The organism is Sphingopyxis sp. KK2, assembly GCF_001990265.1.
GTDB lineage: Bacteria > Pseudomonadota > Alphaproteobacteria > Sphingomonadales > Sphingomonadaceae > Sphingopyxis.
Genome location: NZ_LYVN01000056.1, coordinates 1 through 23,931, shown reverse-complemented (window position 1 = coordinate 23,931; position 23,931 = coordinate 1). Strand labels below are relative to the sequence as shown.

Below are 23,931 nucleotides of genomic sequence, written 5' to 3'. Positions count from 1 at the left end.
CGCGCCATGGACCGCCGAAGCGCTCAAGGCGCTGTTCGCCGGCCGCCGCCGCATCGATGCCGCCGCGGGCCGCGCGACCGCAGGGCCGCATCGCGACGACCTCGCGGCGGTGCATGCCGCGACGGGCCGCGCCGCCGCGCGCTGTTCGACCGGCGAGCAAAAGGCGATGCTGCTCTCGCTCGTCCTCGCACACAGCGACTGCGTCGCGCGCGCGCGCGGCCAGCGCCCCGTGCTGCTGCTCGACGAGGTTGCGGCGCACCTCGACCCGATGCGCCGCGCCGCGCTGTACGAGCGGCTGGCGGCGCAGGGCGGGCAGGCCTGGCTGACCGGGACCGAGGCGGCACTGTTCGACGACATGCCGGGGCCGGTCACGCGCTTCCGGATCGCAGGCGGACGGATCGCGGCGGGGTGATATGGAAAGGCTCGAACAATTGTTCGGCAAATGGCGCCGCCGCAGCGGTGCGCGATCATGGATCGGCCCGCGCCCGGTCGGACGCGTCGGGCAGATCCCGCGCATCCTGGCTGCAAAGATCGGTTATCCGAGTGCGAGCGTCGATCCGTTCGAGCATGGCGGCCTGGTCGCCCTCGACCGGGCGCAGGCGGCCAATGTGCTGGCGGTCTCCGGGACGGTGAGCCTGGCCTATTCGCGCTGGGTGCCGCGCGAGGGAGCCCTGCGCGACGCGCGCGAGGCGCTGCGCGAGATGGCGGACGACGTCCGCTTCCTCAGCAACGGCCTGTGGAGCGCGGACGCGAACTGGTGGAACCCTATGAGTGCCGCCACCTTCGATTGCGGGCTGATCGGCTTCGATGCCGACCATGCCTTTATCTATTGGGTCGAGGAAGAGGATTAGGGCCGGCCCCTGCGCCGCATGGGTAACGCGATCTTATCGCTTGGCCTGTAGCGCCGTCCCGAAGGGGGAAGCGCCATGAACAGTCGCGACAATCTGGCGGGCGGAGGTTTCGGACGGCGTGGCAGTCGGTTGGAAGGCGTGCCTGCGGGATCGCCGGCGCCCCGACGCGTGCCGTCCTATGCCTTTGAAGCCGACGAGCCGGCGGACCGCATATCGCCGCTGCGCCTCGCTGCGATCCTCTTTGGCGCGCTTTTGACTTTGCTCTGCATCGAGGCGCTGTTTTCGGGCACGTCGCTGATCACCCCGATCAACGCGACCTTCCTCAATGCGATGCGGCTGGTCGGCTTTGCGCTCGGCATCCCGCTTGCGATCCTGACCATCACCCGCCCGCACGAGCCGATGGGGATCGCCAAGAAGATCCTCGTCCTGCTGTTCCTGCCCTTCCTGACCGGCTTTGCGGGCGGCGAAGCGGCGTGGCGGATCAGTGACTGGACCGAATTCGCCTTTTCGAACGCCGCTTACGAGCCCGCTGCCTATCCGATCCAATATGCGAGCCATGGCCGCAAGGGGCGGCGCGATTCGTTCGAGATCGATCCCTATGACGCGGGCGAGAGCACCGACATCGCGGTGCCCTCGGCGCAGTTCGACGCGATCTGGCCGAATTATGAGGGCTATTGCATCACGGTGATGCAGCGCAAATCGGCGTCGGGGGCGATCGAGATCGTCAACGACGGCGTGTTCACGCTGCGCGAACCCGCGCCGGCGGTGCTGACGCGATGCGGGGCGGATGTTTCGGCGTCGGGCGACGCATCGTCGCCGTGGGACAAGAAATAGTGCGATCAGCCCTTTGGCTTGACCGTCACCCAGACGCTGACCGGTGCGACGAACTTGCCCGGCGCCGGCTTGCCGACGTCGATGCGTTCGGCGGTGACCATTTCGCCCGTTTCGAGCGTGAAGCTGGCCCAAGGTTTCGGCATGCGGCCGAAGCTCATTTTCTGGATCGGCTGGCCGGTGGCGGTGTTCATGATTGTTGCGGTGATACCCATGGCGCGGGCGGTAGCGAGGGCAGGGCGATTCTGTCCAGCGCGAAGCGACGCGGCGGGGCGATGTGGACGGCACGGCGGTCGCCTTCTATCTTGTCGGGGCACGAAGCAAGGGGAGCATGGCATGCGAACGGGATATAGGATCGCGCTGGCCGCGCTCGGCGCCGCTTTTGTCGCGGCCGCGCAGCCGGCTGCGGCGACCGAATATGTCGAAGTGCTCGGGCGGATCGAAAATCTGAGCTATCAGTCGACGAACGATCCCGACGACCTGCTGGGCCATGGCTGGATGACCGCCCGGCTGCATGTCGTGAAGGTGGTGGGGGCCAAGCGGCTGCCGCGCGTCGTCCTCGTCCGCTATTTCGGCCACGCCTATTATCGCGAGGGGCGCAAGATGCGCTTCAAGCTGATGCGCGGCGACGATGGCGTCTTTCTCGTCTGCGCCGAACGCGGGGCGAGCGGCCTGCGCTGCCCCTGATCGGCGCGCGGGCGCGTCAGAGGATGTCCTGCACCTTTTCCATCGGCCGGCACAGGCGCACGCCCTTTTCGGTCTCGACGAAGGGGCGTTCGACATAGGCGGGGTTCGCGGCCATCGCGGCGATGATCGCTTCGTCGTCCCAGTCGGTCATGCCGCGCTCGGCGGCGTCGGTGCCGCGCAGGCGCAGCGCGTCGCGCGCGCTGATATTCGCGGCCTCGAACAGCTGGCGCAGCTTGTCGGCCTCATAGGGCTGCTTGAGATATTCGACGACGGTGAGTTCGACGCCGGGGGTTTCCTCGAGCAGGGCGAGCGTCTTGCGCGAGGTGCCGCAGGCGGGATTGTGCCAGATGGTTGCTTTCATGCCCCGGCTCTATCGCGCCAAGGGTTGCTATGTAAACCCGCCGTTCATGGCGAATATGCCACAGCTGGCGGCATGACGAACGCATTGCTGCTTGCCTTTGCAGGCGAAGCTGCGGCTAATGCCCCGACGAGGGATCGCAACAAGCGACAGACGGGGTTGGGTTGCAAGTGAACAAATTGATCGATCGCCGATCGATGCTGGGTGCGGTGGTTGCCGGCGCGGGTGCGCTGGCCGCGATGCCGCTGCGCGCGCAGTCGATGCCGGGCTGGATCCAGCAGCCGGCGCCCTTCGTGCCGCCGGCGGTGGACTATGCCGAGGTGGCGAAACGCCAGCTCGCGATGCAGGGCCGCAATATTCCGCAGACCGACCGCGTCGGCATCGTCGATTTCGGCCTGCCGTCGTCGCGCCCGCGTTTCGCGCTGGTCGACATGGTCGCGGGCAAGGTCGACATGTTCCCGGTCACCCACGGCCGCGGCTCCGATCCGCAGCACGACGGCTGGCTCAAGAGCTTTTCGAACCGCGTCGGCAGCCTTGCGACCTCGCGCGGCGCATATCGCACCAGCGACTATTATTGGGGCAGCAACGGGTCGTCGATGCGGCTCGCGGGGCTCGAGCCCGACAATAATAACGCCGACCAGCGCGCGATCGTCGTGCATGGCGCCTGGTATGCCGAACCGTCGCTGATCGCGACGCAGGGCAAGCTCGGCCGCAGCGAGGGCTGTTTCGTGTTCGGCGAGGAATTGCTGCCGATGATCCTCTACAAGCTGGGTCCGGGGCGGCTGCTGTTCGCCGACAAGCTCAGCCTGCCGCCGCCGATGCCGGTGCCGTTCGAGCTGCCCGCTACGCCCGCTCCGGGGACCGAGCATATGGTGCGCGCGACCGCGCAGCAGGGCAGTTTTCCGACTAAGGCGGATTGAGCCGGCGTCGCCCCGCGCGGGGCGACGGCTCTTTAGTCCCCGCCGCCGAGCTTCTTCGCCGGGGCGCTCGCGACCGTCGGGACGACTGCGGGCGCGATCATCGTTGCGGCGGGGCGGCCGGGCTGGGCGAAGCTCGCCACCACCGGCGCGTCGCGGCCATAGATGTCGGCGAGCTTCTTGACCCCGCCCTTGTCGCCGGGGATCATCGTCCAATAGGCGACATAGACCGGGAAGGGCTGGTCGAAGCCGAAGCGCGTCGTTTCGCCGCTGGCGATCGCCTGGCCGAATTCATCGGGGCTTTTCCCGGCGAACATCACCGCCATCAGTCCCGAGAAGTGCAACGCGCGTTCGGTGCGGATGCAGCCATGGCTGAAGGCGCGGGTGGCCGAGGCGAAGGCGCCCTTCGACGGCGTGTCGTGCAGGTAGATTGCGTGCGGGTTGAGCATTTCGAGCTTCATCACGCCCAGCGCATTGTTCGGCCCCGCCTTTTGCACCACCGACAGCGTCTTGCCGCTGCCCGTCCAGGTATAGCCCTGCGCGCGCGCCGAGGCGGGGTTGTTCGCGATCGTCGCGCCGATGCCTTCGTTGATGATGCTGCGCGGCAGCGTCCAGGTCGGGTTGACGATGATCCCGGTCGCCATCGGGTTGAGCTGCGGGGTCGCGGTCGACGCCTTGCCGACGACGGCCTTGTGCGTCGCGATGATCGTGCCGTCATGGACGACGCGGGTCAGATATTCGGGAACATTGCTGACGATATAGCGCTCGCCGAGGTTCTGCGGCATCCAGCGCCAGCGTTCCATGTTGACGCGGATCGCATTCGCCTCGGCCGGGGTTTTGGCGGTCGCGAGCGATGCCTTGAGCACCGCAAAATCGGGATGCGCGGGGTCGAAGCCGGCGAGCGTCTGCGAGATCGTCCCGGCAAGCAGCGCCGAGGTCAGCATCGAAACCAGCGGCATATGATCGGCGTCGCTGTCGACCATGAACCACTGCTTGCGCGCGGCATTGGGGGTGCGTCCGTCGCGCAGGTGGGTGGCGAGCAGCAGGAAGCTGTCGGTCGCGACGCGGTCGAGCCGCGCCTGGTCGTCGCTGACGATCGCGGCGGCGAGACCCTCGGGATTATAGTCCTTGGCGAACAGCCCCTCGGCGCCGATCCCCTCGATGCTGCGCAGCAGCGCCTCGGCATTGGCTTTCGACCAGCTCGGCAGATTGGCCTGCTCGGCGCTCTCGACCTCGGGCGCGTCGTCGGTGACCTTGTCGGGCTGGACGACGACCGAATCCTCCTTGACCCCCTGCGCAAGCGCGGGGGTGGCGAGGAGCGTCAGCGAGACAAGCAAAGGGGCGGCAAGGGGGGAGATTTTGACCATGGTTAAGGCCCATAGCCAAAAAGCGACCCCAGTGAAAGTGAGCTAGGCCACAACTCGGCGCGATTGGCCCCTTCCACAAGGGAAGGGCCAAACGGTTATGCCGAGGCTTCTTCGTCCTGCTTCGCCAGCCATTCCTCGAGCCACTTGATCGTATAGTCGCCGTGGATCACGTCGGGGGCGGCGAGCAGCGCCTGATGCAGCGGGATGTTGGTCTTGACCCCGCTGACGACCATTTCCTCGAGCGCGCGGCGCATGCGCATCATGCAGCTTTCGCGGCTGCGACCGTAAACGATCAGCTTGCCGATCATGCTGTCGTAATAGGGCGGGATCGCATAGCCGGCATAGAGCCCGCTATCGACGCGCACATGCATGCCGCCGGCCGGGTGATATTGGGTGACCTTGCCCGGCGAGGGCATGAAGGTGCGCGGATCCTCGGCATTGATGCGGCATTCCATGGCATGGCCGCGGAATTCGAGATCCTCCTGCCGCACCGACAGGCCTCGGCCGTCGGCGATGCGGATCTGTTCGCGGACGAGGTCGAAGCCGGTGATCATCTCGGTCACCGGATGCTCGACCTGGATGCGCGTGTTCATCTCGATGAAGAAGAATTCGTCATTTTCCCACAGGAACTCGATCGTGCCAGCGCCGCGATAATGCATCTTCGCCATCGCGTCGGCGCACACCTTGCCCATGCGCGCGCGTTCCTCGGCCGAGATCACGGGCGAGGGGGCTTCTTCGAGCACCTTCTGATGGCGGCGCTGGAGGGAACAGTCGCGCTCGCCGAGGTGGATGGCATTGCCGTTGCCGTCGCCGAACACCTGGAATTCGATGTGGCGCGGGTTGCCGAGATATTTTTCCATATAGACGGTCGGATCGCCGAACGCCGCTGCGGCCTCCGACGAGGCCTGGCCCATCAGGCTTTCAAGGCTCTCCTCGTCGGGAACGACTTTCATGCCGCGCCCGCCGCCGCCCGAGGCGGCCTTGATCAGCACGGGATAGCCGATCGCCGCGGCGAGCTTCTTGGTCTCGTCGCCATAGGTCACCGCGCCGGGCGAGCCGGGGACGACGGGAAGGCCCAGCGCGACCGCGGTGCGCTTCGCCTCGACCTTGTCGCCCATGGTGCGGATATGTTCGGGCTTCGGCCCGACGAAGATCATGTCATGCGCTTCGATAATCTCGGCAAAGCGCGCATTTTCGGACAGGAAGCCATAGCCCGGGTGGATCGCGTCGGCGCCGGTGACCTCGGCGGCCGAGATGATCGCGGGAATGTTGAGATAGCTGTCCTTCGCCGCCGGCGGGCCGATGCACACGGCCTGATCGGCGAGGCGCACATGCATCGCGTCGGCGTCGGCGGTCGAGTGGACCGCGACGGTCTTGATGCCCATTTCGTGACACGCGCGGTGGATGCGCAGCGCGATCTCGCCGCGGTTGGCGATCAGGAGCTTTTCGATAGCCATGCCCAAATCTACCCTTCAGCCTCAGCCGATGGTGAACAGCGGCTGGTCGAACTCGACCGGCTGGCTGTTCTCGACATGGACCGCCTTCAGCGTGCCCGACGCGGGGGCGACGATCGGGTTCATGACCTTCATTGCCTCGATGATCAGGATGGTGTCGCCGGCCTTCACCGCCGAGCCGACGGCGGCGAAGTTCGGCGCACTCGGTTCGGGGGCGAGATAGACGGTGCCGACCATCGGCGACTTCACCGCGTCGGCGAAATTGTCGGCGGCGGGGGCGGCCGAAGCGGCGGCGGGAGCCGCAGGCGCGGCGGCGGCGGGCGCGGCGACCGGCGCGGGGGCATAGGCAACCGGTGCGGCGGCGGCGGTCAGCGTGCGCGCGACGCGCACCTTGCGGTCGCCATCCTCGACCTCGATTTCCGAAAGCTGCGTGTCGTCCAGCAGTTCCGCGAGCGCGCGGACGAAGGCCGGATCGATGTTGATGCCATTGTCTTTATGGTCACCCATGATGATTTTCCTGCTGTTTTGCGGCGTCTCTCGACGATGAAGACGCGCGGACCCCTGTTTTCGATGCCGCCTCTTGTCAGAGAGACGCGGCGGCGTCCAGCGCCAGCGTATAGCTGTTTGCGCCGTGACCGGCAAAATGGGCGACGGCCGCCATGCCTACATAGCTGATATGGCGAAAGGATTCGCGCTGCATCGGGTCCGACAAATGGACCTCGATCACCGGCACCTTGATCGACTTGATCGCGTCGTGGATCGCGATCGAGGTGTGCGTATAGCCCCCCGCATTGAGCAGAACCGCCTTCGCGCCCGCGATGTACGCCTCATGCAACCAGTCGATCAGCGTGCCTTCATGGTTCGTCTGGCGGCATTCGAGGCGCAGGCCGAGGCCATCCGCCTGCGCCTCGAGCCGGGCATGAATGTCGTTGAGCGTATCATGACCATAGATTTCGGGCTCGCGCGTGCCGAGCAGGTTGAGATTGGGGCCGGAGAGAACATAGACGATGGGTTTATCGGGCAAGGCACGAGCTTTCGACAATGAAGGGAAATATCAGGCTTCGCGGTCCTGATAGCGGAAGATGCCGAGGATGACGATGCGGTCGTCGGACGCCTCATAGGCAAGTTTAAAGTGATATTTGATCGTCACGATCCGGCGAAAGGAGCGGCCGGGAACCGCCATGCCTGAATGGGGATAACGGGCAAGCTGATCGATCGAGCGATAGATATCCGACAATATGTTCCGCAGCGCCTCGGGCGCCACCTCTTCATAATATGCGATGATGGAACGCAGGTCGGCTTCCGCTTCCTTGCGGAAAACGACCGTCGTCATGCCGAGAAGGGACGGCCGAAAATTCCGGCGATATCCGCCGCGCTCGAAAATTCAGGGTTCGGGTTCGCGACGCGGCGGTCGATTTCGGCCAATTCTTCGGGCGAAAAGTCGAACTGTTCGGACAGCGAGTCCATCAAAGCGGACAGCGAGGCTTCGACCGACTCCAACTGATCGGCGGGCAGCGCCTGTGCGAAGGAGATGAATTTTTCGAGCGGCGTCATGCTCGCATATTAGGGCAAAAAACTTGCCCGGCATATGGTGTTTTGCGGCGAAGCCGGTAAGCGGACCCCATGGCCATCACCATCATCCTCAATGGCGATCCCCGGCAGGTGCGCGAAGGCAGCGTTGCCGATCTCGTCGCGTCGCTGGGGCTCGATGTGAAAAAGGTCGCGGTCGAGCGCAACCGCGAGATCGTCCCGCGCTCGACGCTTGCCGATGTCGCGCTCGCCGAGGGCGATGCGCTGGAAATCGTTCATTTCGTAGGAGGCGGTTGTTGACCGACAGTTGGAGCGTAGCCGGCCGGACGTTCACGTCGCGGCTGATTGTCGGGACCGGCAAATACAAGGATTTCGAGCAGAATGCGGCCGCCGTCGCCGCGTCGGGGGCGGAGATCGTCACCGTTGCGGTGCGCCGCGTCAATGTGTCGGACCCGAGCGCGCCGATGCTCACCGACTATATCGATCCGAAGAAGATCACCTACCTTCCGAACACCGCAGGCTGCTTCAACGCCGACGACGCGATCCGCACCTTGCGCCTCGCGCGCGAGGCGGGGGGCTGGGACCTCGTGAAGCTCGAGGTGCTCGGCGAGGCCAAGACGCTCTATCCGAACATGCGCGAGACGCTCGAGGCGACCGAGGTGCTCGCCAAGGAGGGTTTCTTGCCGATGGTCTATTGCGTCGACGATCCGATCGCCGCGAAGCAGCTCGAGGATGCGGGCGCGGTCGCGATCATGCCGCTCGGCGCGCCGATCGGGTCGGGGCTCGGGATCCAGAACCGCGTGACCGTGCGCCTGATCGTCGAGGGTGCTTCGGTGCCCGTGCTCGTCGATGCCGGGGTCGGCACCGCGAGCGATGCCGCGGTGGCGATGGAACTCGGCTGCGACGGCGTGCTGATGAACACCGCGATCGCCGAGGCGAAGGACCCCATTCTTATGGCGCGTGCGATGAAGCTGGCGGTCGAGGCAGGGCGCGACGCGTATCTCGCCGGCCGCATGGGGCTGCGCAAATATGCCGACCCGTCGAGCCCGCTGGCGGGGCTGATCTAGGCCGGCATACTCGGTACGGTTACGGCACCTGCTTGACCGGCGGCGGCGCCCAGCTTCCGTCGGTCGCGCGGCGCTGCGGCAGGTAGAGGCGCAGGTTCATCGTGAAGACGCCGGCGGGGGCGGGGAGCCAGTTGGCTTCCTTGTCGGCGCCGGGCGATAGATTCTGGATATAGAGATCGAGCGACCCGTCGGGGTTGAACCGGAGCTTGTCGCGGTCGCCGATCGCGAAACGATTGATCGGGTTGGCGACGAAGAACTGGTCCTCGCCATACATCGTCAGCGACCAGAAGGCGTCGGCGGGCGGGATCTGGTCCTTGTCGAAATGCAGCACATAGTTCGACGCGCCGGTGAGCGGCTTGCCGTCGTCGCCGAGCACGGCCATTGGATAGACGGCTTCCTCGGGCGGCAGCGCGCCGAGGCCGGCGAAACCGATGAAGGCCCGCGCGAGATAATCATTGCCATAGACGCCGACGGTGCTGCCGATCGCGCCCCAGCCGCCGCGGACGGGCAGCGCCTTGCGGCGGGTGACGATGCGCTGATAGGCGTCGGTGGCGGCGCGGGTCAGGCCGCGCTGGACGGCGGGATCAGCCTTCGACAGGTCGAAGCCCTGGCCTTGCACGATGCCGAGGCGCTCCATGCGCAGCACGATCGCATAGTCGCTGGCGTGCGGCGGGTTGCGCTTCATCAGTTCGGCGAAGCTCGCGAAAAAGGCCTGCGGTGCGAGCGCCGCGACCTGTTGCACCGGGGGCGTCTTCATGTCGATCGAGGCGTCGGGAGCGGGCATGGCGACGGCGACCTCAGGCTTGCCCCAGCGCGACAGCGGGGTGGCTTTCAGCCCGGCCTGCAGGCCATGGACATGCGCATAGTCGGCGGCGCCATTGGTCTGGATACGGCCGATGATCCAGCCCATGTCGGTGGGGCTGCGGATCAGGCGCATGCCCGCCGGCAGCGTGCCTTGCCAGTGCGGGCCGACGATCGCGGCGGTGCCGCCGTCATTGCCCGTGGTGCGCGTGCCGAGTGTCGCGAAGACGTCGGTCCACATGTCCATCAGCGGGATGACATGATAGCGCCCCTGCGTGTTTGGTAGCGTCAGGACGAGCGGCTCCTTGCCGACGTCGAACCACATCGACGAATAGAGCGTGTCGGCATTGGGGCGCACGACATCCTTGAAGCTGGCGTCGGGATAGGTCTTCATATTGGCGAAGCTGTTGACCGGCGAGCGCATCCGGCCGGGCGCGCCGACATTGGTCGCGACGCGGCGCGTCGTTTCCATCAGCACGAGCGGATAGGCATAGGTATAGGCCTCGATGCCGATGGCATAGGCTTCCTCCTCGGTGACCGGCTGCGCGGCGGCGGGGCCGGACAGGAAGGCGGCGAACATCGCCAGCAGGGCAAGCAGTCGTGTCATCACAGATATCTCCCGAACCGATTTCCCGCGCCCTTAGCGCGGCGTCCGCACCGCGTCTGTCAACGTGCCGACAATCTCTTGGGAATTTTGCGGCGCGCGCCTAAGCTTTGCCGCGAGGGGGAGCGATGGCGACGAAGCCGCACGCATGGTCGCAGGAAGAGCGCATCGCGGCGCTGCGCCGCTGCGCGCTGTTCGCGCCCTGGCCCGCGGCGCGGCTCGCCGATCTTGCGGCGATCGCACGCCCCGAATTTTATCCGCGTGGCACCGAAATCTATGCGCATGATCCCGAAAAGCGCGAGGCCTTCGTCATCGCGTCGGGCGAGGTCGAGGTCAGCCGCGGTTCGGCGGCGGGCAAGAAATTCGTGCTCGGCATCAACGGGCCGCCCGAAATACTGGCGATCGTCCGGCTGCTCGCGGCGCCGCCGATCCATTACGACTATCGCGCCTATGCGGACAGCCTGCTGCTTCACCTGCCGACCGACGCGCTGGCGGCGATCCTCGACGCCGAGCCGATATTGTGGCGCGATGTCGCGCTGCTGATGTGCGCGCGGCACGGCGACAGCCTGCGGCTGCTCGACGCGCAGAATCTCGGTTCGCTCGACCAGCGGATGGCGGCGACGCTCGCCGACCTCGCGCGCATTCACGGGATCGCGGGTGCGGGCGGGATCGAACTGGGGCTGCGGCTGCCGCAGGAGCAACTGGGGGCGATGCTCGGCGTGACGCGGCAGAGCGTCAACAAGCTGCTGCGTTCCTTCGAGGCGGCGGGGCTGATCGCCGTCGATTATAACCGCATCACGATCCGCGACCCCGCCGCGCTCGACACGATCGCCGCGCGGCCCTGATCCAACGCAACTTAACACAGGTTAAATATTGCTTTGCGATGAACGGTTTAACCCGTTTTCGGGAACATTGGCGGGGGTGCGCGGGTTGATGTTCCGAGAGGCCGATAGCCTCCCGAACCCGGTCAAAGGAGACTCCCCATGGGTGAACTGAAAGACAAGGCCAAAGGCATTGCGAACGAAGTCGCCGGCAACACCAAGCAGGCGATTGGCAGGGCCACCGGCAACGAGCGGCTCGAAGGCGAAGGCATTCTTCAGGAGAAGAAGGGCGAGGCCCAGAATCTGAAAGGTGCGGTCAAGGGCGCACTCGGCGACAAGGTCTGACGACGCATCCTGGTTGCGACGTCACGCAAAGGAAAAGGCCCCGGAGCGATCCGGGGCCTTTTTCATTGTCCGCAGTAAAGGAAGGTCAGCGCCCGCCCGAGGCCACCAGATCGACGTCGGTCATGCCGCCGTCGGTGCGCGCCATCACGACATAGGCGAGCTCGCCCTTCGTGCCGCCGAGCATATGCTCGCTGCCGTTGACGCGGTGGTCGCTGGTATAGCCGGCGCGGATCGCCATTGTGTGGTAATAGTCGAGTACAGCCTGCAGCGACGCCGCGGTCTGGAAATTGACGACGCGGATGTTGCACTTGCCGCCGGCGATGCCTGCGGCCTCGCGCAGCGTCGCGCGCGGATAGACTTTGAACGCGGCGGGCAGGCGGTCGGCCCAGGCGTTGTTATAGGTCAGCTTGGCGTCGCAACTGCCCTTCGACTGTTCGCGTGCCATCGCGCCGATGGTGACCGGGCGCTTGGCGTCGCAGCCGTCGCAGCCGGCTTCGAACGGCAGCGCCTTGGGCGCGGGAAGCAGCTTGCCGGCCTTCAGCGCCGCAGTGGCTTCGGCGACGGTCGCCGCCTTGGCACCCGCAACCGCGGGAACGCCGCCGTCGACCGGCTTGTTGCCGGGGGTCGCCGCATTCTGGTTCGCCTGGCCGGTCAGCTTGGGATCGACCATGATCTTGTCTTCGAGCGATCCCTTGACCGCGGGGTCGGCACCGGTCAGCCCGTCGTCGAGCGGCGACAGTTCGGCCTTGGCATCGGGATTGTCCCGGCAACCGGCGAGCGGAGCCGCTGCCATCAGCAGTCCGGCGACCAGCCATTTTCCGCGCAAGATCATCGCTAACACTCCCTTAATAACAGCAAAGGAATGCCCGATTGCGATCAAAAAGGCGCGAATAAAGAGCGTTAACGCAGGGGCCTTTGTCAGCCGAAAACTGTGTCACCCTGAGACGTATTTGGCGCGCAGCGGATCAGGCGCGATGTTTCGACGGCCGCCTGGCGGTGCTTGACCGCCTCGCGGTACACGGGATCGGTAACCATTTCGAGGAAGGCGCCGCTGTTCGGATACTCCGCCACGAACATGGCGTCCCAACGCTCGCCGTCGGGGCCGATCAGCATCGCCTCCATCGCGGCGCGCCATATGACGCGGCCGCCGACACGCTGGAAAACCGGGCCGCTGTCGGTGCCATAGTGGCGATAGGCCTCGGCGCCGGTGAGCTGCTGTCCCGCGAGCGGGTGGTCCTCGGCATAGGTCGCCTTGTCCTTGAAGCGGACGAGGTTGAGCATGTGGATGACGCTGTCACGCGGCAGCGCCTTGAACGCCTCGAACTGCGGCCGTTCGGGATCGATGTGGCGGTCGGTCATGCGCCGAGCGCCTTGCGGTTCGCGCGCCAAGTGTCGGCGCTCTGTTTCCAGGCATCGACCGGCGCGTCCTGAAAGGGGGCGGGCAGGCGGGTCGGACCGCTGTTCGTCGCGCCGAGCCGCCTGGCGAGCGCCTGCGAGCGGACATTGGCGGGGTCGATGCAGTGCATCAGCTCATCCCATTTCAGAAACTCGACCGCAAAGTCGCACGCGGCCACCGCCGCCTCGAAGGCATAGCCGGTGCCCGCGAATTTCGCGCGTACGCCATAGGCGATCTCGGGCGCCGGCCATTCGGCGGGCTCCCACGGTCCGATCCGCCCGACCCATTCGCCGCTCGCGCGCTCGATCACCGAGAACATCGAAAAGCCGCGGATATGCCAAGCGCCCGCAAGCGTGCACCAGAGCCGCCAGGCCTGCGCCGGCGGACAGGCGCCGCCGATGAACTTCATCGTTTCGGCGTCGCCGCACATCTCGGCAAAGGCGTCGAAATCCTCGGCGGCGGGCGGGCGCAGGATCAGCCGCTCGGTCACGAGCAAAGGTCCGTTGAGCATGATGATCCTCCCCCTCTTGAAATCAGGCGACGCTTCTGCGGCAAGCGGGGGAGAGGGGCAAGGCGAAAGGCCCAAAAGTCGAGAGCGCCGGTCTTGCGACCGACGCCCTCTCCATCACGTATGCGGGCGGAGGGGTCTCGGACCCGCACCCGTAACGGTAAGCTATCGCTTAGCGGCAGCGATATTTGTCGCGGTCGATCTCGCGGCCGAGGAGCGCGCCGCCAGCGGCGCCGAGCACGGTACCGAGCAGCTTGTCGCCGTTGCCGGCGATTTCGTGGCCGGCGAGGCCGCCGACGGCACCGCCGATCAGCAGGCCGGTCGTGCCATTGTCCTTCTTGCAGCGATAACGACCGTCATTGTCGCGCCAGATGCGGGTGTTCGAATTGACGCGCTGGTCGGCATAGTGGCGGTGGCGCTTCTTCTTCTTGTGGAAGCCGCTTTCCTGATCGGCCTTGTACAGGCCATGGCCCTGTTGCGGCGCGGCGGTCGAGATGCCGGCATAGGCGGGCGCCGTCGCGGCAACGCTGACTGCGGCGAAGGCACCGAGCATGGCCTTGGTGAGAATCTTCATGACTAAGTCCTTTCCTGGTTTGGCGTCCCGCTCCTCGCGAAAGGGGTGGGCGCTACGAGGGGAGAACGGCCCGAGCGCGAACAGCGTTGCATTAACGCAAGGCAACGAGACGAACCGAGTGCTGACGGCGACGAACCGAAAGTGTCTTGCGGGGGGCTCCGGCGCGTGCGACATTCGCCTTCATGCTCAATATCGGTTCGCTCGTCATCGGTGTGATCGCGCTCATTCTCGCGATTTTCGCCTTCATTCCGTTTCTTGGCTGGGCGAATTGGGTCATCATTCCCTTTGCCGTCGTCGGCCTCGCGCTCGGCGCGATGTCGGACCGGACGAGCGGCCGGAACCTGAACATCGTCGTCATCGTCGTCGGTGCGCTGCGCCTGATGCTCGGCGGCGGTATCATCTGATCTCCTGACGGCGTCCGACATGGCACAGGCTCCGGCCCCCGCGGGGAGCGATCAGGGCGGCTTGCCCTATGCGCTCGGCGCCTATGCGATCTGGGGTTTCGTCCCGCTCTTCTTCAAGCTGTTGACCAGCGTGCCGCCGGTCGAGGTGTTGGCGCAGCGCATCATCTGGTCGCTGCCGCTCTGCTTCGTGATCATGGCGTTCCGGCGCCAGATCGGCGACTATCTGGCGGCACTCAGGGACTGGCGCGCGCTGCGGCTGTTGCTGCTGAGCTCGGTGCTGATCGCGGTGAACTGGCTCGTCTATATCTTTGCGGTGTTTACCGACCATGTGCTGGCGGCGAGCCTCGGCTATTATCTCAACCCGCTGGTCAATGTGATGCTGGGGATGATCTTTCTCGGCGAGCGACTCTCGCGGCTGCAGGCGCTGGCGGTGGCGATCGCCGCAGTCGGGGTCGCGATCCTGCTCGCGGGTGCGCTCGATACCTTGTGGATCAGCCTGTCGCTCGCGCTGAGCTTTGCCTTCTATGGCCTGATCCGCAAGGTCGCACCGGTGGGGTCGCTGCCCGGGCTCGCGGTCGAGACGACGCTCCTCATGCCGCTCTCGCTCGTGGCGGCGGGCTGGTATATCTGGATCGGCGACGGGCGCGGTTTCGGTTCGGATATGGGAATAAGCTGGCTGCTTGCGGCGGGCGGCGTCGTGACCGCGGTGCCGCTGCTGCTCTTCGCCACGGCGGCGCGCAAGATGAGCTATGCCGCGCTCGGCTTCGTGCAATATCTGGCGCCGAGCATCGTATTCCTGCTCAGCCTGTTCGTCTTCGGCGAGCCGCTGAAGCCCGCGCAGCTCGTCTGCTTCCTGCTCATCTGGACAAGCATCGCGGTGTTCAGCTTCGACATGTGGCGCAAGATGCGCGCCGAGCGGATGATCGAGATCGCTTGATAGATCCTCCCTGTGGCGAAGCCATGGGGAGGGGGACCGCGCCCGAAGGGCGTGGTGGAGGGGCCGCAACGTTGCGCCATCGCCCCTCCGTCAGCGCTTCGCGCTGCCACCTCCCCATCGCTGCGCGACAGGGAGGATTGTTCAGACCAGCTTCCACCCCAGCGTTTCGCCCGCATGGAAGGGTACGACCTCGCCGCAGCGGTCGGGAACGAGCGTCTCGCCGCGCTCCAGGGTGATCGTGCCGCCGTTCAAAGGTAGGCCATAGAAATTGGGGCCGTGCTCGCTGGCGAAGCCCTCGAACTTGTCGAGCGCGCCTTCCTCGTCGAATACGGCGACATAGGATTCGAGCGCGTAAGGCGCGTTGAAGATGCCCGCACAGCCGCAAGCGGCTTCCTTGGTATGCACCGCGTGCGGGGCGCTGTCGGTGCCGAGGAAGAATTTGGGCGAACCCGACACGGCGGCGGCGCGGACCGCGAGGCGGTGCGCCTCGCGCTTGGCGACGGGCAGGCAATAGGCGTGCGGGCGGATGCCGCCGACGAGCATCGCGTTGCGGTTGATGTGGAGATGCTGCGGGGTGATCGTCGCCGCGACATTGGCGGGGGCGGCCTTCACGAAATCGACGGCCTCGGACGTGGTGATATGTTCGAAGACGATCTTGAGCTGCGGCAGGTCGCGCACCAGCCCCTTCAGCGTGCGATCGATGAACACCGCCTCGCGGTCGAAGATGTCGACGTCATGGTCGGTGACCTCGCCATGGATCAGCAGCGGCATGCCGATTTCGGCCATGCGTTCGAGCACGGGCATGATCTTCGCAATGTCGGTAACGCCGTGCGCGCTGCCGGTGGTGGCGTGGGCGGGGTAGAGCTTGGCGGCGGTGAACACGCCTTCGCCATGGCCGCGCGCCATCTGGTCGGGGTCGCTGGCGTCGGTGAGGTAAGCGACGATCAGCGGGGTGAAATCCATGCCCTGCGTCGCGGCGCGGATGCGATCGCGATAGGCGGCGCCTTCCTCGGCGGTGGTCACAGGCGGCGACAGGTTCGGCATGATGATCGCACGCGCGAACTGCGCTGCGGTATATTTCGCCACATGGTCGAGCATCGCGCCGTCGCGCAGGTGGACGTGCCAGTCGTCGGGGCGGCGGATGGTCAGGCGATCGGTCATGTGGAGGCTCCGGACGGCATTTGGGCGCTTGGTTTATGCGCGAGTGTCCCTAGATTAAGGCCATGGCCAATACCACCCTTCACGACCGCGCGCTGATCCGTCTTTCGGGGGAGGATGTGCGGGGTTTCCTGCAGGGGCTGGTGACCAACGACACCTCGGGAAACCTGCCGGTCTGGGCAGCGCTGCTGACCGCGCAGGGGAAGGCGCTGTTCGATTTCCTGATCTGGGGCGACGAGGATGACGTCCTGATCGATTGCGAGCGCGAGGCCGCGGCGGACCTCGCCAAGCGGCTGACGCTTTATCGCCTCCGCCGCGCGATCACGATTGCGGTGGATCCTGATGTCGCGGTGCACTGGGCGCCCGAAGGCGATCTCGGCGTCGTCGATCCGCGCCTCTCGGAGCTCGGCCAGCGCTGGCTGGCGCCCGCCGACGAGGGCGAGGGCGCCGATGCGGCGTGGCAGGCGCACCGGCTGGCGCTCGGCGTGACCGAGGGGCGCGCCGAACTCGGCGACGGCACGACCTTGTGGCTCGAATGCAATGCCACCGAACTGGGCGGCGTCAGCTTTACCAAGGGCTGTTATGTCGGGCAGGAAAATACCGCACGGATGAACTGGCGGCAAAAGGTCAACCGGCGGCTGGTCGTCGTGCCGCTGGCGGGCGCCGATGAAAAACGGCAGGTGATCGCTTATCCCGACCTCGGCCTGTCGGTCGAGCATCGGCGGGTCGAAGCTATCGATCCAGCGACCGCGCCGGACTGGATGCGCGAGGGACTCGCGGCCGGGTCATGAGCCGGGCAGCGGGGGACGATAGGAGCAATGCTATGCGAAGCCTGACCATCCTGCCGCTGTCGCTCGCCGCGTTCGCTGCCACGCCGGCCGCCGCCGAGGATATATCCTGTTCGGTCGCCACCGCGAAGCCGACGAGCGTCGCAGCGATCATCGCGGGCGAAGGCCGCGCGGGCGATTGCCTGACCGTTTCGGCGATCGCCTGGAAGGGCGCGCTCTATGACGATGTCGCGCAAATCTATGCCGAGCCGCGTCCCGCGCGTGCGCCGGACGGGCGCGGCAATCGCGTCGCCTATTTCCCGCCGCGCGGTGCCGACGGCGAACCGCTGGCGCCGGGCGGCGCGCTGCCGGCCGAGGCGGCCGAGGGCTTCGCGCGGCAGGCGCGGCATGTCATAGTCACCGGAAAGCTGAATTTCTGCCGCATGGGGGCGGTCAATGGCGGCCGTCCGCCGTCGCCCTATGTCGTCGATGAATCGGCGTGCCACCATCCCGGCGGGACGATGATCGGCGCTGTCGCCGTGGCGATCGATGCCGGCCCGCCGGTCGAACGGCTGACCGCGGCGACGGGAAAAAAATCGGCGCGGCTGGCGCCGCTCTCGGCCGATTCGGCATGGACCGCGCGGTTCGAGGCGGCGGCCGACGAACTTCTGCCGGCGCTCGCCTCGGGCGACCCGGCGCAGTGGCGGCCGCTGCTCGGCGGGCAATGGCTGAGCCAGCCCGACGCGCAGGCGGTCACGGCGCTGCTGACCGAAAAGGGCGGGGCGTTCGCCACCGTGTTGCAGAGCGACGCAGCGGTCGAGCGCGTCATTCTCGGCTGGTCGCCGGCTTTGCTGTCGGCGAGCGATCGTGCCGATATCGCGGCGTCGCCGAATGCCGAGGCGCTGGTCTGCTGGTCGGCCCATCGCGACGCGGCGCGGCTGTGGCCGATCGCTGCGTTCGACGCGGACAATGCGCCGGGGCGGCCCTATGCCTGCGCGCGCATCACCTATTCGATGCGCGACGGCACGCCGACATGGCGCGCCTTTATCGAGGGCGGCGATGGCGGGCTCGCCGAGCCCGAATCCTGAGGCGCGTTTAACCTTTCCCCAACCATGTTCTGCGACCTTGCCGGCCATGTTGGGGCGTTTTCTTGGCTTGGCCGCGGTGATCGCGGTGGTTTCGGTCGGCGTGGCGAGCATTGCCAGCCGGTCGGCTCCTGCCGATGCGGCCGTCGAACCGGATCGCGGCGGCGACGACAATCCCAATTGGACGACGCAAAAGGGCAAGGGCGGCGGCTGGTCGTCGGCTCCGTCAACTTCGGCCTCGGGCGGCGTGGTACGGCTCGGCCGGGCCGAGGATTCGCATTTCTACGCCGACGCCAATGTCGACGGCACGAGCATCCGCATGATGGTCGACAGCGGCGCCTCGGTCGTCGCGCTCACGCGCCGCGATGCCGAGGCGATCGGGGTCAATGTCGACGACCTGCCGGTCACCGGCACCGCGCGCACCGCAGGCGGCGACGTGCCGATGCGGCGGCTGATCCTAGACAGCGTCGATGTCGACGGGGTCGAGGTACGCCGGGTCGAGGCGGCGGTGATCGACGCCGACATGGGCGTGTCGCTGCTCGGGCAAAGCTATTTGTCGAAGCTCGACGCGGTGAATGTAGAGGGCGACACGATGACTCTGCGCTGATCGGGCGCCGACTCGCGCTCAGACGCGCCCTTGCCAAATCGGCGCGCTTTGCCCACATCCGGGGCCATGAACGCTCCCAATCCGCCGCTGCGCGCCGCCATCGTCCCCGTCACCGCCTTCCAGCAGAACTGTACCCTGCTCTGGTGCACCGAGACCAACAAGGCGGCCTTCGTCGATCCCGGCGGCGACCTCGACAAATTGCGCGAGGCGGTGCGGCAGACCGGGGTCGAGGTCGAGAAGATCCTCGTCACCCATGGCCATATGGACCATTGCGGGCTCGCCGGGGTGTTCGCGAAGGAGCTCGGCGTGCCCGTGGAAGGGCCGCACGAGGACGACCGCTTCTGGATCGAGGGGCTTGCCACCGCGGGTGAGCGGTTCGGCATGGAGGGCGAACCCTTCGAGCCCGACCGCTGGCTGGTCGACGGCGATAAGGTGACGGTCGGCAACCTCTCGATCGACGTCATCCACTGCCCGGGGCACACGCCGGGGCATGTCGTCTTCTATCACGAGCCCTCGAAGCTCGCGATCGTCGGTGACGTGCTGTTCCAGGGATCGATCGGGCGCACCGACTTCCCGCGCGGCAACCACCAGCAATTGCTCGATTCGATCACGCAGAAACTGTGGCCGCTCGGCGGCGACACCGTCTTCCTGCCCGGGCACGGCGCGCACAGCAACTTCGCCGCCGAACGGCGGACGAATCCCTATGTCAGCGACATGGCGATGGGCACGGCCTGACCGTTCCGTCTTGGCCGCTCCCGCCCGCAGGCGGGAGCGCAGGGTCATTCGGCCGGGACGGTGGTGGTCTCGCCATATCCTTGCACCACCGACTTGGTTGCGACCGGGGTCGCGTAGACGGTGAAGATGGCGAAACCCGCGAGGCCGAGCTGCGTCAGCATGGTGATGACCGTGCCCGCCATGCGCGCCCACATCATGCCGTCCATGCCGATCGCGTGCAGGATGCGCCCGATCAGATAGAGCGAGCCGACCGCCCAGAGCCAGGTCGACGGGCCGGTGGCGAGTTCGATCAGCGCGAGCAGGATCAGCACCACGGCGGTATTTTCGACAAAATTGCTGTGCGCGCGCATGCGGCGGATGACGCGTTCATTGCCGCCGTCGCCGATCGACACCTTTTCCTGCCCGCGCACGCGCCCGACGCGCATCATGAGCCAGATATTCAGAATCGCCGCTCCCGCGGCCATCGTCAGGCTGATCGGCAAGATGATCATATCGCTTCCCCCTCTGTCATTGGCCGGTATGGTCGCCCGGCGGTGCGCGAGATGTGGCATTCCCGCACGCTTCGGGCAAGGACCGTCGAAAGACCCGCTCGGGGGTTGCCTTTGCGGGCAAAAACGCTATAGCCGCGCCCGATCCGGCACCCGACACCTTCTGGCGTTGAGGCACCCTTCGGTCGAAGAATTTCCTGTCATTTCAGGCAGGACAGCGCTTCGGCACGGCGGGCGGGCCAGTCATTCCCGGCGACGGGGGCGACAAATCCGGGTGCGTCGATTCGTATAAACATTTGTATAAGCAGGATATATCATGGCCGTCCCCAAGCGAAAAACCTCGCCCTCGAAGCGCGGCATGCGTCGCAGCCACGACAGCCTGAAGGTCGAAGCCTATCAGGAATGCCCGAACTGCGGCGAATTGAAGCGCCCGCACAACCTCTGCAACGCTTGTGGCCATTACAACGGCCGCGAAGTGATGTCGGTCGGCGCCTAAGCCCTAACCGGAAAGCGTTCGGATGAGCCTAACACCGCGAATCGCGATCGATGCGATGGGCGGTGACGTCGGCGTGCGCGTGATGCTCGCCGGCGCTGCCATGGCGCGCCATCGTCACGACGGGCTGCGATTCCTGCTCGTCGGCGACGAGGTGCAGATCAAGGCCGCGCTCGAAAATCACCCGAACCTGCGCGCCGCGTCGGACATCATCCACACCGATGGCGTGGTGAGCGGCGACGACAAGCCGAGCCAGGCGCTGCGCAAGGCGAAAAGCACCTCGATGGGGCTGGCGATCGACGCGGTGAAACGCGGCGATGCCGGCGGCGCGCTGTCGGCGGGCAACACCGGCGCGCTGATGGCGATGGCCAAGCTCGCGCTGCGCACGATGCCGGGGATCGACCGGCCGGCGCTCGCGGCGCTGCTGCCGACGCTCGGCGACAATGACGTCGTCATGCTCGATCTCGGCGCCAATACCGAGTGCGACGCGAACAACCTGACCCAGTTCGCCGTCATGGGTGCCGCCTATGCACGCACCGCGATGGGGCTCGAGCGCCCGCGCGTCGCGCTGCTCAACATCGGCACCGAGGAACTCAAGGGCACCGACGAGATTCGCGACGCCGCCGCGCTGCTGCGCGAGGCGAAGGGCCTGCCGATGGAATTCACCGGCTTTATCGAGGGCGACAAATTGTCGCGCGGCGACGTCGATGTTATCGTCCACGACGGCTTTTCGGGCAATATCGCGCTGAAGACGATCGAGGGGACGGCGCGGTTCGTGTCCGACCTGCTGCGCCGCGCCTTCACCTCGTCGACGCGCTCGAAGATCGGCTTCCTGATCTCGCGCCCGGCGACCGAATTGCTCAAGCATCATCTCGATCCGAACAACCATAATGGCGCGGTGTTCCTCGGCCTCAACGGGGTCGTGCTCAAGAGCCATGGCAGCGCCGACGCCAAGGGCGTCGCGAACGCCGTGCATCTGTGCGCCGAGCTCGTCGAAAAGGACATTACGCGTCAGGTGACCGAAGATCTCGCCAATTTCAGCGGCCACGCACCGGCATGACCCTGCGCGCCATATTGGCCGGCACCGGCTCCGCGCTGCCGCGCACCCGCGTTTCGAACGCCGAGCTTGCCGAGCGCGTCGACACCAGCGACGAATGGATCGTCGAGCGCACCGGCATCCGCTTCCGTCACATCGCCGAGCCCGACGAGACGACCGCGACGCTCGGTGCCGCGGCGGCGCAGCAGGCGCTGCAGGCCGCAGGGCTCGAGGCCGCCGACATCGGCCTGATCATCGTCGCGACCGCGACCCCCGACAACACCTTCCCCGCCAGCGCCACCAAGGTGCAGGCGATCCTCGGCGCGCCCGACTGCATCGCCTTCGACGTCGCGGCGGTGTGTTCGGGCTTCCTCTATGCCGTATCGGTCGCCGATTCGATGCTGCGCACCGGCGCCGCCAAGCATGCGCTGGTGATCGGCAGCGAAACCTTCAGCCGCATCCTCGACTGGGAAGATCGCACGACCTGCGTCCTTTTCGGCGACGGCGCGGGGGCGGTGGTGCTGTCGGCCGAGGATGTCGACGACGATCGCGGTATCCTGGCGACCCGGCTGCACGCCGAGGGCAAATATTGCGACATGCTCTATGTCGACGGCGGGCCGTCGACCACGGGCACCGTCGGCCATGTCCGCATGCAGGGCCGCGAAGTGTTCCGCCACGCCGTCACCAACCTCGCGTCGGTGCTCGGCGAGGTGATGGCCGATGTCGGGCTGTCGGCCGACCAGATCGACTGGGTCGTGCCGCACCAGGCGAACAAGCGCATCATCGACGCGACCGCGAAAAAGCTGGGCCTGCCCGCCGAACGCGTCGTCCTGACCGTCGATCAGCACGCCAATACGTCGGCGGCGTCGGTGCCGCTGGCGCTCGACCTCGCGGTGCGCGACGGGCGCATCAAGCGCGGCGACCTTGTCGTGCTCGAGGCGATGGGCGGCGGCTTTACCTGGGGCGCGGCGGTCCTGCGCGTCTGACAAAGCGCTCGCCGCTTTAACTCCTCGCTCCATCCGTTTCAGTTTGGCGGATTAATTCGCTTTTGTTACATAGTGTGTCGGGACTCGTGACGGTGGGGGACCGGCGAGACCCGTTTGAGCATGGCTTCGTCACGGGAGGGACAATCATGGCGGCAGGGACACTCACTCGCGCAGATATCGCGGCACAGATCAATCATGTGGTCGGGCTGTCGCGCAATGAAGCGGCGACGATCGTCGAATCGATCCTCGATCATATGTCGGACGCGCTCGCTGACGGCCAGAATGTGAAGATTTCAGGCTTTGGCACTTTTGTCCTGCGCGACAAGGCGCAGCGCGTCGGCCGCAATCCCAAGACCGGGGTGGAGGTGCCGATCCTGCCGCGCCGGGTGATGACCTTTCGCGCCAGCCAGTCGATGCGCGGCCGCGTCGCGGGCGGATAAGCATGGGGCAGGATGACGGCAAGGCCGCCGGCGCCATGCTCGCGATCGGCGAGTTGGCGGACCGGATCGGCGTGCCCACGCATGTGCTGCGATACTGGGAAACACGCTTTCCCGAACTGAAGCCGCTCCAGCGTTCGGGGCGCCGTCGCTATTATCGCGCCGCCGACGTCGCACTGGCGGGCAAGATCCACGAACTGCTGCATGTGAAGGGCTATACGGTCGAGGGCGCGCGCAAGGCGCTCAGCGGCAATGACGACGGGCAGGACGAGGCCCAGCCGGTGCCGGCTGCGGCACCGACGGGCGGCCAGGCCGGGGTTGCGGTGCAGGATCTGATCGCGCTGCGCCAGCGGCTGGCGGCAGCGATCGGCGACTGATTTTCAGTCGATCGCCGGACCCAGCGACGGGTCGAGGTCGCGCGGGCGGATGAACTGGACGAAGCGCGCGCTTTTCGTGTCGAGCTCACGCCAATCGGCGATGTCGATTTCGAGCCGCGCCAGCGCCGAGGTCGGCAGCTTCTCTTCCACCTTCGCGCGCAGTTCGTCGCCATCGCTTTCGGGGACGAGTTCGAGGATCAGATCCTCCAGCCCCGGATTATGCCCCGCGATCAGCAGATGGTCGGCATCCTTGCCGGTGTCGCGGATCGTGTCGATCAGCGTCGCCGCCGACGCGAGATAGATGCGGCGG

34 protein-coding genes and 2 pseudogenes are annotated in these 23,931 nt (G+C 66.4%); 20 read left to right on the top strand and 16 right to left on the bottom strand.

Going from position 1 to position 23,931, the window contains the following annotated elements:
* From B1A78_RS11240 to B1A78_RS11230, 3 genes and pseudogenes are all read left to right on the top strand, one after another.
* Positions 1-412, top strand: a pseudogene (locus B1A78_RS11240) (DNA replication and repair protein RecF); the annotation flags it as partial.
* 1 nt (position 413) lies between these two features.
* On the top strand, positions 414-851 hold the full coding sequence (locus tag B1A78_RS11235; RefSeq protein WP_077147051.1) for a hypothetical protein: 438 nt from the start codon (positions 414-416) through the stop codon (positions 849-851).
* Between the two features lie 75 nt (positions 852-926).
* The gene (locus B1A78_RS11230; RefSeq protein WP_144037781.1) at positions 927-1,685 is read left to right on the top strand and encodes a hypothetical protein; all 759 of its coding nucleotides are present in this window, start codon (positions 927-929) and stop codon (positions 1,683-1,685) included.
* Between the two features lie 5 nt (positions 1,686-1,690).
* Here the strand turns inward: B1A78_RS11230 and B1A78_RS11225 are convergent, their stop codons facing one another.
* The gene (locus tag B1A78_RS11225; RefSeq protein ID WP_077147049.1) at positions 1,691-1,897 is read right to left on the bottom strand and encodes a hypothetical protein; all 207 of its coding nucleotides are present in this window, start codon (positions 1,895-1,897) and stop codon (positions 1,691-1,693) included.
* 121 nt (positions 1,898-2,018) lie between these two features.
* Here B1A78_RS11225 and B1A78_RS11220 point away from each other — a divergent pair, with 121 nt between their 5' ends.
* On the top strand, positions 2,019-2,369 hold the full coding sequence (locus B1A78_RS11220) for a hypothetical protein (protein WP_077147048.1): 351 nt from the start codon (positions 2,019-2,021) through the stop codon (positions 2,367-2,369).
* 16 nt (positions 2,370-2,385) lie between these two features.
* Here B1A78_RS11220 and B1A78_RS11215 read toward each other — a convergent pair whose 3' ends face one another.
* The gene (locus B1A78_RS11215) at positions 2,386-2,730 is read right to left on the bottom strand and encodes an arsenate reductase family protein (RefSeq protein WP_077147047.1); all 345 of its coding nucleotides are present in this window, start codon (positions 2,728-2,730) and stop codon (positions 2,386-2,388) included.
* Positions 2,731-2,897: 167 nt separating this feature from the next.
* On the opposite strand from B1A78_RS11215, the gene B1A78_RS11210 reads away from it, so the two are divergent.
* A complete protein-coding gene (locus B1A78_RS11210; RefSeq protein WP_256837879.1) occupies positions 2,898-3,647 on the top strand; it encodes a murein L,D-transpeptidase catalytic domain family protein in 750 nt (249 codons plus the stop codon).
* 32 nt (positions 3,648-3,679) lie between these two features.
* Here the strand turns inward: B1A78_RS11210 and B1A78_RS11205 are convergent, their stop codons facing one another.
* The 6 genes from B1A78_RS11205 to B1A78_RS11180 all read right to left on the bottom strand — a co-directional run bounded on the left by B1A78_RS11205 (position 3,680) and on the right by B1A78_RS11180 (position 8,019).
* Complete coding sequence (locus tag B1A78_RS11205; protein WP_077147046.1) at positions 3,680-5,011, bottom strand: L,D-transpeptidase family protein; 1,332 nt, start codon at positions 5,009-5,011, stop codon at positions 3,680-3,682.
* A gap of 95 nt (positions 5,012-5,106) precedes the next feature.
* Positions 5,107-6,468 (bottom strand): acetyl-CoA carboxylase biotin carboxylase subunit, encoded by a 1,362-nt coding sequence (accC, locus tag B1A78_RS11200; protein ID WP_077147045.1) that lies wholly within the window; start codon positions 6,466-6,468, stop codon positions 5,107-5,109.
* A gap of 21 nt (positions 6,469-6,489) precedes the next feature.
* Positions 6,490-6,972: an acetyl-CoA carboxylase biotin carboxyl carrier protein gene (gene accB, locus B1A78_RS11195; protein ID WP_077147044.1), complete on the bottom strand. Its 483-nt coding sequence runs from the start codon at positions 6,970-6,972 to the stop codon at positions 6,490-6,492.
* A gap of 76 nt (positions 6,973-7,048) precedes the next feature.
* Entirely contained in the window at positions 7,049-7,489 is a 441-nt protein-coding gene (locus tag B1A78_RS11190) for a type II 3-dehydroquinate dehydratase (RefSeq protein WP_083734082.1), read from the bottom strand.
* Positions 7,490-7,519: 30 nt separating this feature from the next.
* Positions 7,520-7,798: a type II toxin-antitoxin system RelE/ParE family toxin gene (locus B1A78_RS11185; RefSeq protein ID WP_077147043.1), complete on the bottom strand. Its 279-nt coding sequence runs from the start codon at positions 7,796-7,798 to the stop codon at positions 7,520-7,522.
* A complete protein-coding gene (locus tag B1A78_RS11180; protein WP_077147042.1) occupies positions 7,795-8,019 on the bottom strand; it encodes a hypothetical protein in 225 nt (74 codons plus the stop codon). The genes B1A78_RS11185 and B1A78_RS11180 overlap by 4 nt, the downstream gene beginning before the upstream one ends.
* A gap of 69 nt (positions 8,020-8,088) precedes the next feature.
* Between B1A78_RS11180 and thiS the strand changes: the two genes are divergently transcribed.
* Positions 8,089-8,295, top strand: coding sequence for a sulfur carrier protein ThiS (gene thiS, locus B1A78_RS11175; RefSeq protein WP_077147041.1), 207 nt, complete (start codon positions 8,089-8,091; stop codon positions 8,293-8,295).
* Positions 8,292-9,062, top strand: coding sequence for a thiazole synthase (locus B1A78_RS11170; RefSeq protein ID WP_077147040.1), 771 nt, complete (start codon positions 8,292-8,294; stop codon positions 9,060-9,062). The genes thiS and B1A78_RS11170 overlap by 4 nt, the downstream gene beginning before the upstream one ends.
* A gap of 19 nt (positions 9,063-9,081) precedes the next feature.
* Here the strand turns inward: B1A78_RS11170 and B1A78_RS11165 are convergent, their stop codons facing one another.
* Positions 9,082-10,470, bottom strand: a complete 1,389-nt coding sequence (locus B1A78_RS11165) for a DUF1254 domain-containing protein (protein WP_077147039.1) — start codon at positions 10,468-10,470, stop codon at positions 9,082-9,084.
* A 125-nt stretch (positions 10,471-10,595) separates the two neighbouring features.
* On the opposite strand from B1A78_RS11165, the gene B1A78_RS11160 reads away from it, so the two are divergent.
* Together B1A78_RS11160 and B1A78_RS11155 are read left to right on the top strand one after the other, a co-directional pair.
* Positions 10,596-11,312, top strand: a complete 717-nt coding sequence (locus B1A78_RS11160) for a Crp/Fnr family transcriptional regulator (protein WP_083734080.1) — start codon at positions 10,596-10,598, stop codon at positions 11,310-11,312.
* A 138-nt stretch (positions 11,313-11,450) separates the two neighbouring features.
* Entirely contained in the window at positions 11,451-11,633 is a 183-nt protein-coding gene (locus B1A78_RS11155) for a CsbD family protein (protein WP_077147038.1), read from the top strand.
* An 85-nt stretch (positions 11,634-11,718) separates the two neighbouring features.
* Here the strand turns inward: B1A78_RS11155 and B1A78_RS11150 are convergent, their stop codons facing one another.
* The 4 genes from B1A78_RS11150 to B1A78_RS11135 all read right to left on the bottom strand — a co-directional run bounded on the left by B1A78_RS11150 (position 11,719) and on the right by B1A78_RS11135 (position 14,111).
* A complete protein-coding gene (locus B1A78_RS11150) occupies positions 11,719-12,465 on the bottom strand; it encodes a hypothetical protein (protein ID WP_077147037.1) in 747 nt (248 codons plus the stop codon).
* Between the two features lie 86 nt (positions 12,466-12,551).
* The gene (locus B1A78_RS11145) at positions 12,552-12,992 is read right to left on the bottom strand and encodes a DUF1330 domain-containing protein (protein WP_077147036.1); all 441 of its coding nucleotides are present in this window, start codon (positions 12,990-12,992) and stop codon (positions 12,552-12,554) included.
* A complete protein-coding gene (locus B1A78_RS11140) occupies positions 12,989-13,540 on the bottom strand; it encodes a GNAT family N-acetyltransferase (RefSeq protein ID WP_083734079.1) in 552 nt (183 codons plus the stop codon). Before B1A78_RS11140 ends, B1A78_RS11145 begins: the two co-directional genes overlap by 4 nt.
* Positions 13,541-13,709: 169 nt before the next feature.
* Entirely contained in the window at positions 13,710-14,111 is a 402-nt protein-coding gene (locus B1A78_RS11135) for a glycine zipper 2TM domain-containing protein (protein ID WP_077147035.1), read from the bottom strand.
* Between the two features lie 182 nt (positions 14,112-14,293).
* On the opposite strand from B1A78_RS11135, the gene B1A78_RS11130 reads away from it, so the two are divergent.
* Together B1A78_RS11130 and rarD are read left to right on the top strand one after the other, a co-directional pair.
* On the top strand, positions 14,294-14,515 hold the full coding sequence (locus tag B1A78_RS11130) for a hypothetical protein (RefSeq protein WP_077147034.1): 222 nt from the start codon (positions 14,294-14,296) through the stop codon (positions 14,513-14,515).
* Positions 14,516-14,534: 19 nt separating this feature from the next.
* Positions 14,535-15,452 (top strand): EamA family transporter RarD, encoded by a 918-nt coding sequence (gene rarD, locus B1A78_RS11125; protein ID WP_077147033.1) that lies wholly within the window; start codon positions 14,535-14,537, stop codon positions 15,450-15,452.
* Between the two features lie 141 nt (positions 15,453-15,593).
* Here the strand turns inward: rarD and pyrC are convergent, their stop codons facing one another.
* Positions 15,594-16,613, bottom strand: coding sequence for a dihydroorotase (gene pyrC, locus B1A78_RS11120; RefSeq protein ID WP_077147032.1), 1,020 nt, complete (start codon positions 16,611-16,613; stop codon positions 15,594-15,596).
* 62 nt (positions 16,614-16,675) lie between these two features.
* Between pyrC and B1A78_RS11115 the strand changes: the two genes are divergently transcribed.
* From B1A78_RS11115 to B1A78_RS11100, 4 genes are all read left to right on the top strand, one after another.
* Positions 16,676-17,401 (top strand): folate-binding protein YgfZ, encoded by a 726-nt coding sequence (locus B1A78_RS11115; protein ID WP_077147031.1) that lies wholly within the window; start codon positions 16,676-16,678, stop codon positions 17,399-17,401.
* Positions 17,402-17,433: 32 nt separating this feature from the next.
* Entirely contained in the window at positions 17,434-18,465 is a 1,032-nt protein-coding gene (locus B1A78_RS11110; RefSeq protein WP_077147030.1) for a hypothetical protein, read from the top strand.
* A gap of 46 nt (positions 18,466-18,511) precedes the next feature.
* Positions 18,512-19,069 (top strand): TIGR02281 family clan AA aspartic protease, encoded by a 558-nt coding sequence (locus B1A78_RS11105; RefSeq protein ID WP_077147029.1) that lies wholly within the window; start codon positions 18,512-18,514, stop codon positions 19,067-19,069.
* A gap of 66 nt (positions 19,070-19,135) precedes the next feature.
* Positions 19,136-19,804, top strand: coding sequence for an MBL fold metallo-hydrolase (locus tag B1A78_RS11100; RefSeq protein WP_077147028.1), 669 nt, complete (start codon positions 19,136-19,138; stop codon positions 19,802-19,804).
* Positions 19,805-19,848: 44 nt separating this feature from the next.
* On the opposite strand, the gene B1A78_RS11095 is transcribed toward B1A78_RS11100, so the two are convergent.
* Positions 19,849-20,295 carry an MAPEG family protein gene (locus B1A78_RS11095; RefSeq protein WP_077147027.1) on the bottom strand — a complete coding sequence of 149 codons (447 nt, stop codon included), beginning with the start codon at positions 20,293-20,295 and terminating at the stop codon, positions 19,849-19,851.
* Positions 20,296-20,608: 313 nt separating this feature from the next.
* Here B1A78_RS11095 and rpmF point away from each other — a divergent pair, with 313 nt between their 5' ends.
* The 5 genes from rpmF to B1A78_RS11070 all read left to right on the top strand — a co-directional run bounded on the left by rpmF (position 20,609) and on the right by B1A78_RS11070 (position 23,621).
* On the top strand, positions 20,609-20,788 hold the full coding sequence (gene rpmF / locus B1A78_RS11090) for a 50S ribosomal protein L32 (protein WP_077147026.1): 180 nt from the start codon (positions 20,609-20,611) through the stop codon (positions 20,786-20,788).
* 22 nt (positions 20,789-20,810) lie between these two features.
* Entirely contained in the window at positions 20,811-21,845 is a 1,035-nt protein-coding gene (gene plsX, locus B1A78_RS11085; protein ID WP_077147025.1) for a phosphate acyltransferase PlsX, read from the top strand.
* Positions 21,842-22,807, top strand: coding sequence for a beta-ketoacyl-ACP synthase III (locus B1A78_RS11080; protein ID WP_077147024.1), 966 nt, complete (start codon positions 21,842-21,844; stop codon positions 22,805-22,807). Before plsX ends, B1A78_RS11080 begins: the two co-directional genes overlap by 4 nt.
* A gap of 146 nt (positions 22,808-22,953) precedes the next feature.
* Positions 22,954-23,247 (top strand): integration host factor subunit alpha, encoded by a 294-nt coding sequence (locus B1A78_RS11075; RefSeq protein ID WP_077147023.1) that lies wholly within the window; start codon positions 22,954-22,956, stop codon positions 23,245-23,247.
* A gap of 2 nt (positions 23,248-23,249) precedes the next feature.
* Positions 23,250-23,621 (top strand): MerR family transcriptional regulator, encoded by a 372-nt coding sequence (locus B1A78_RS11070; protein ID WP_077147022.1) that lies wholly within the window; start codon positions 23,250-23,252, stop codon positions 23,619-23,621.
* A 3-nt stretch (positions 23,622-23,624) separates the two neighbouring features.
* Here the strand turns inward: B1A78_RS11070 and B1A78_RS11065 are convergent.
* A pseudogene (locus B1A78_RS11065) lies at positions 23,625-23,931 on the bottom strand (histidine phosphatase family protein); the annotation flags it as partial.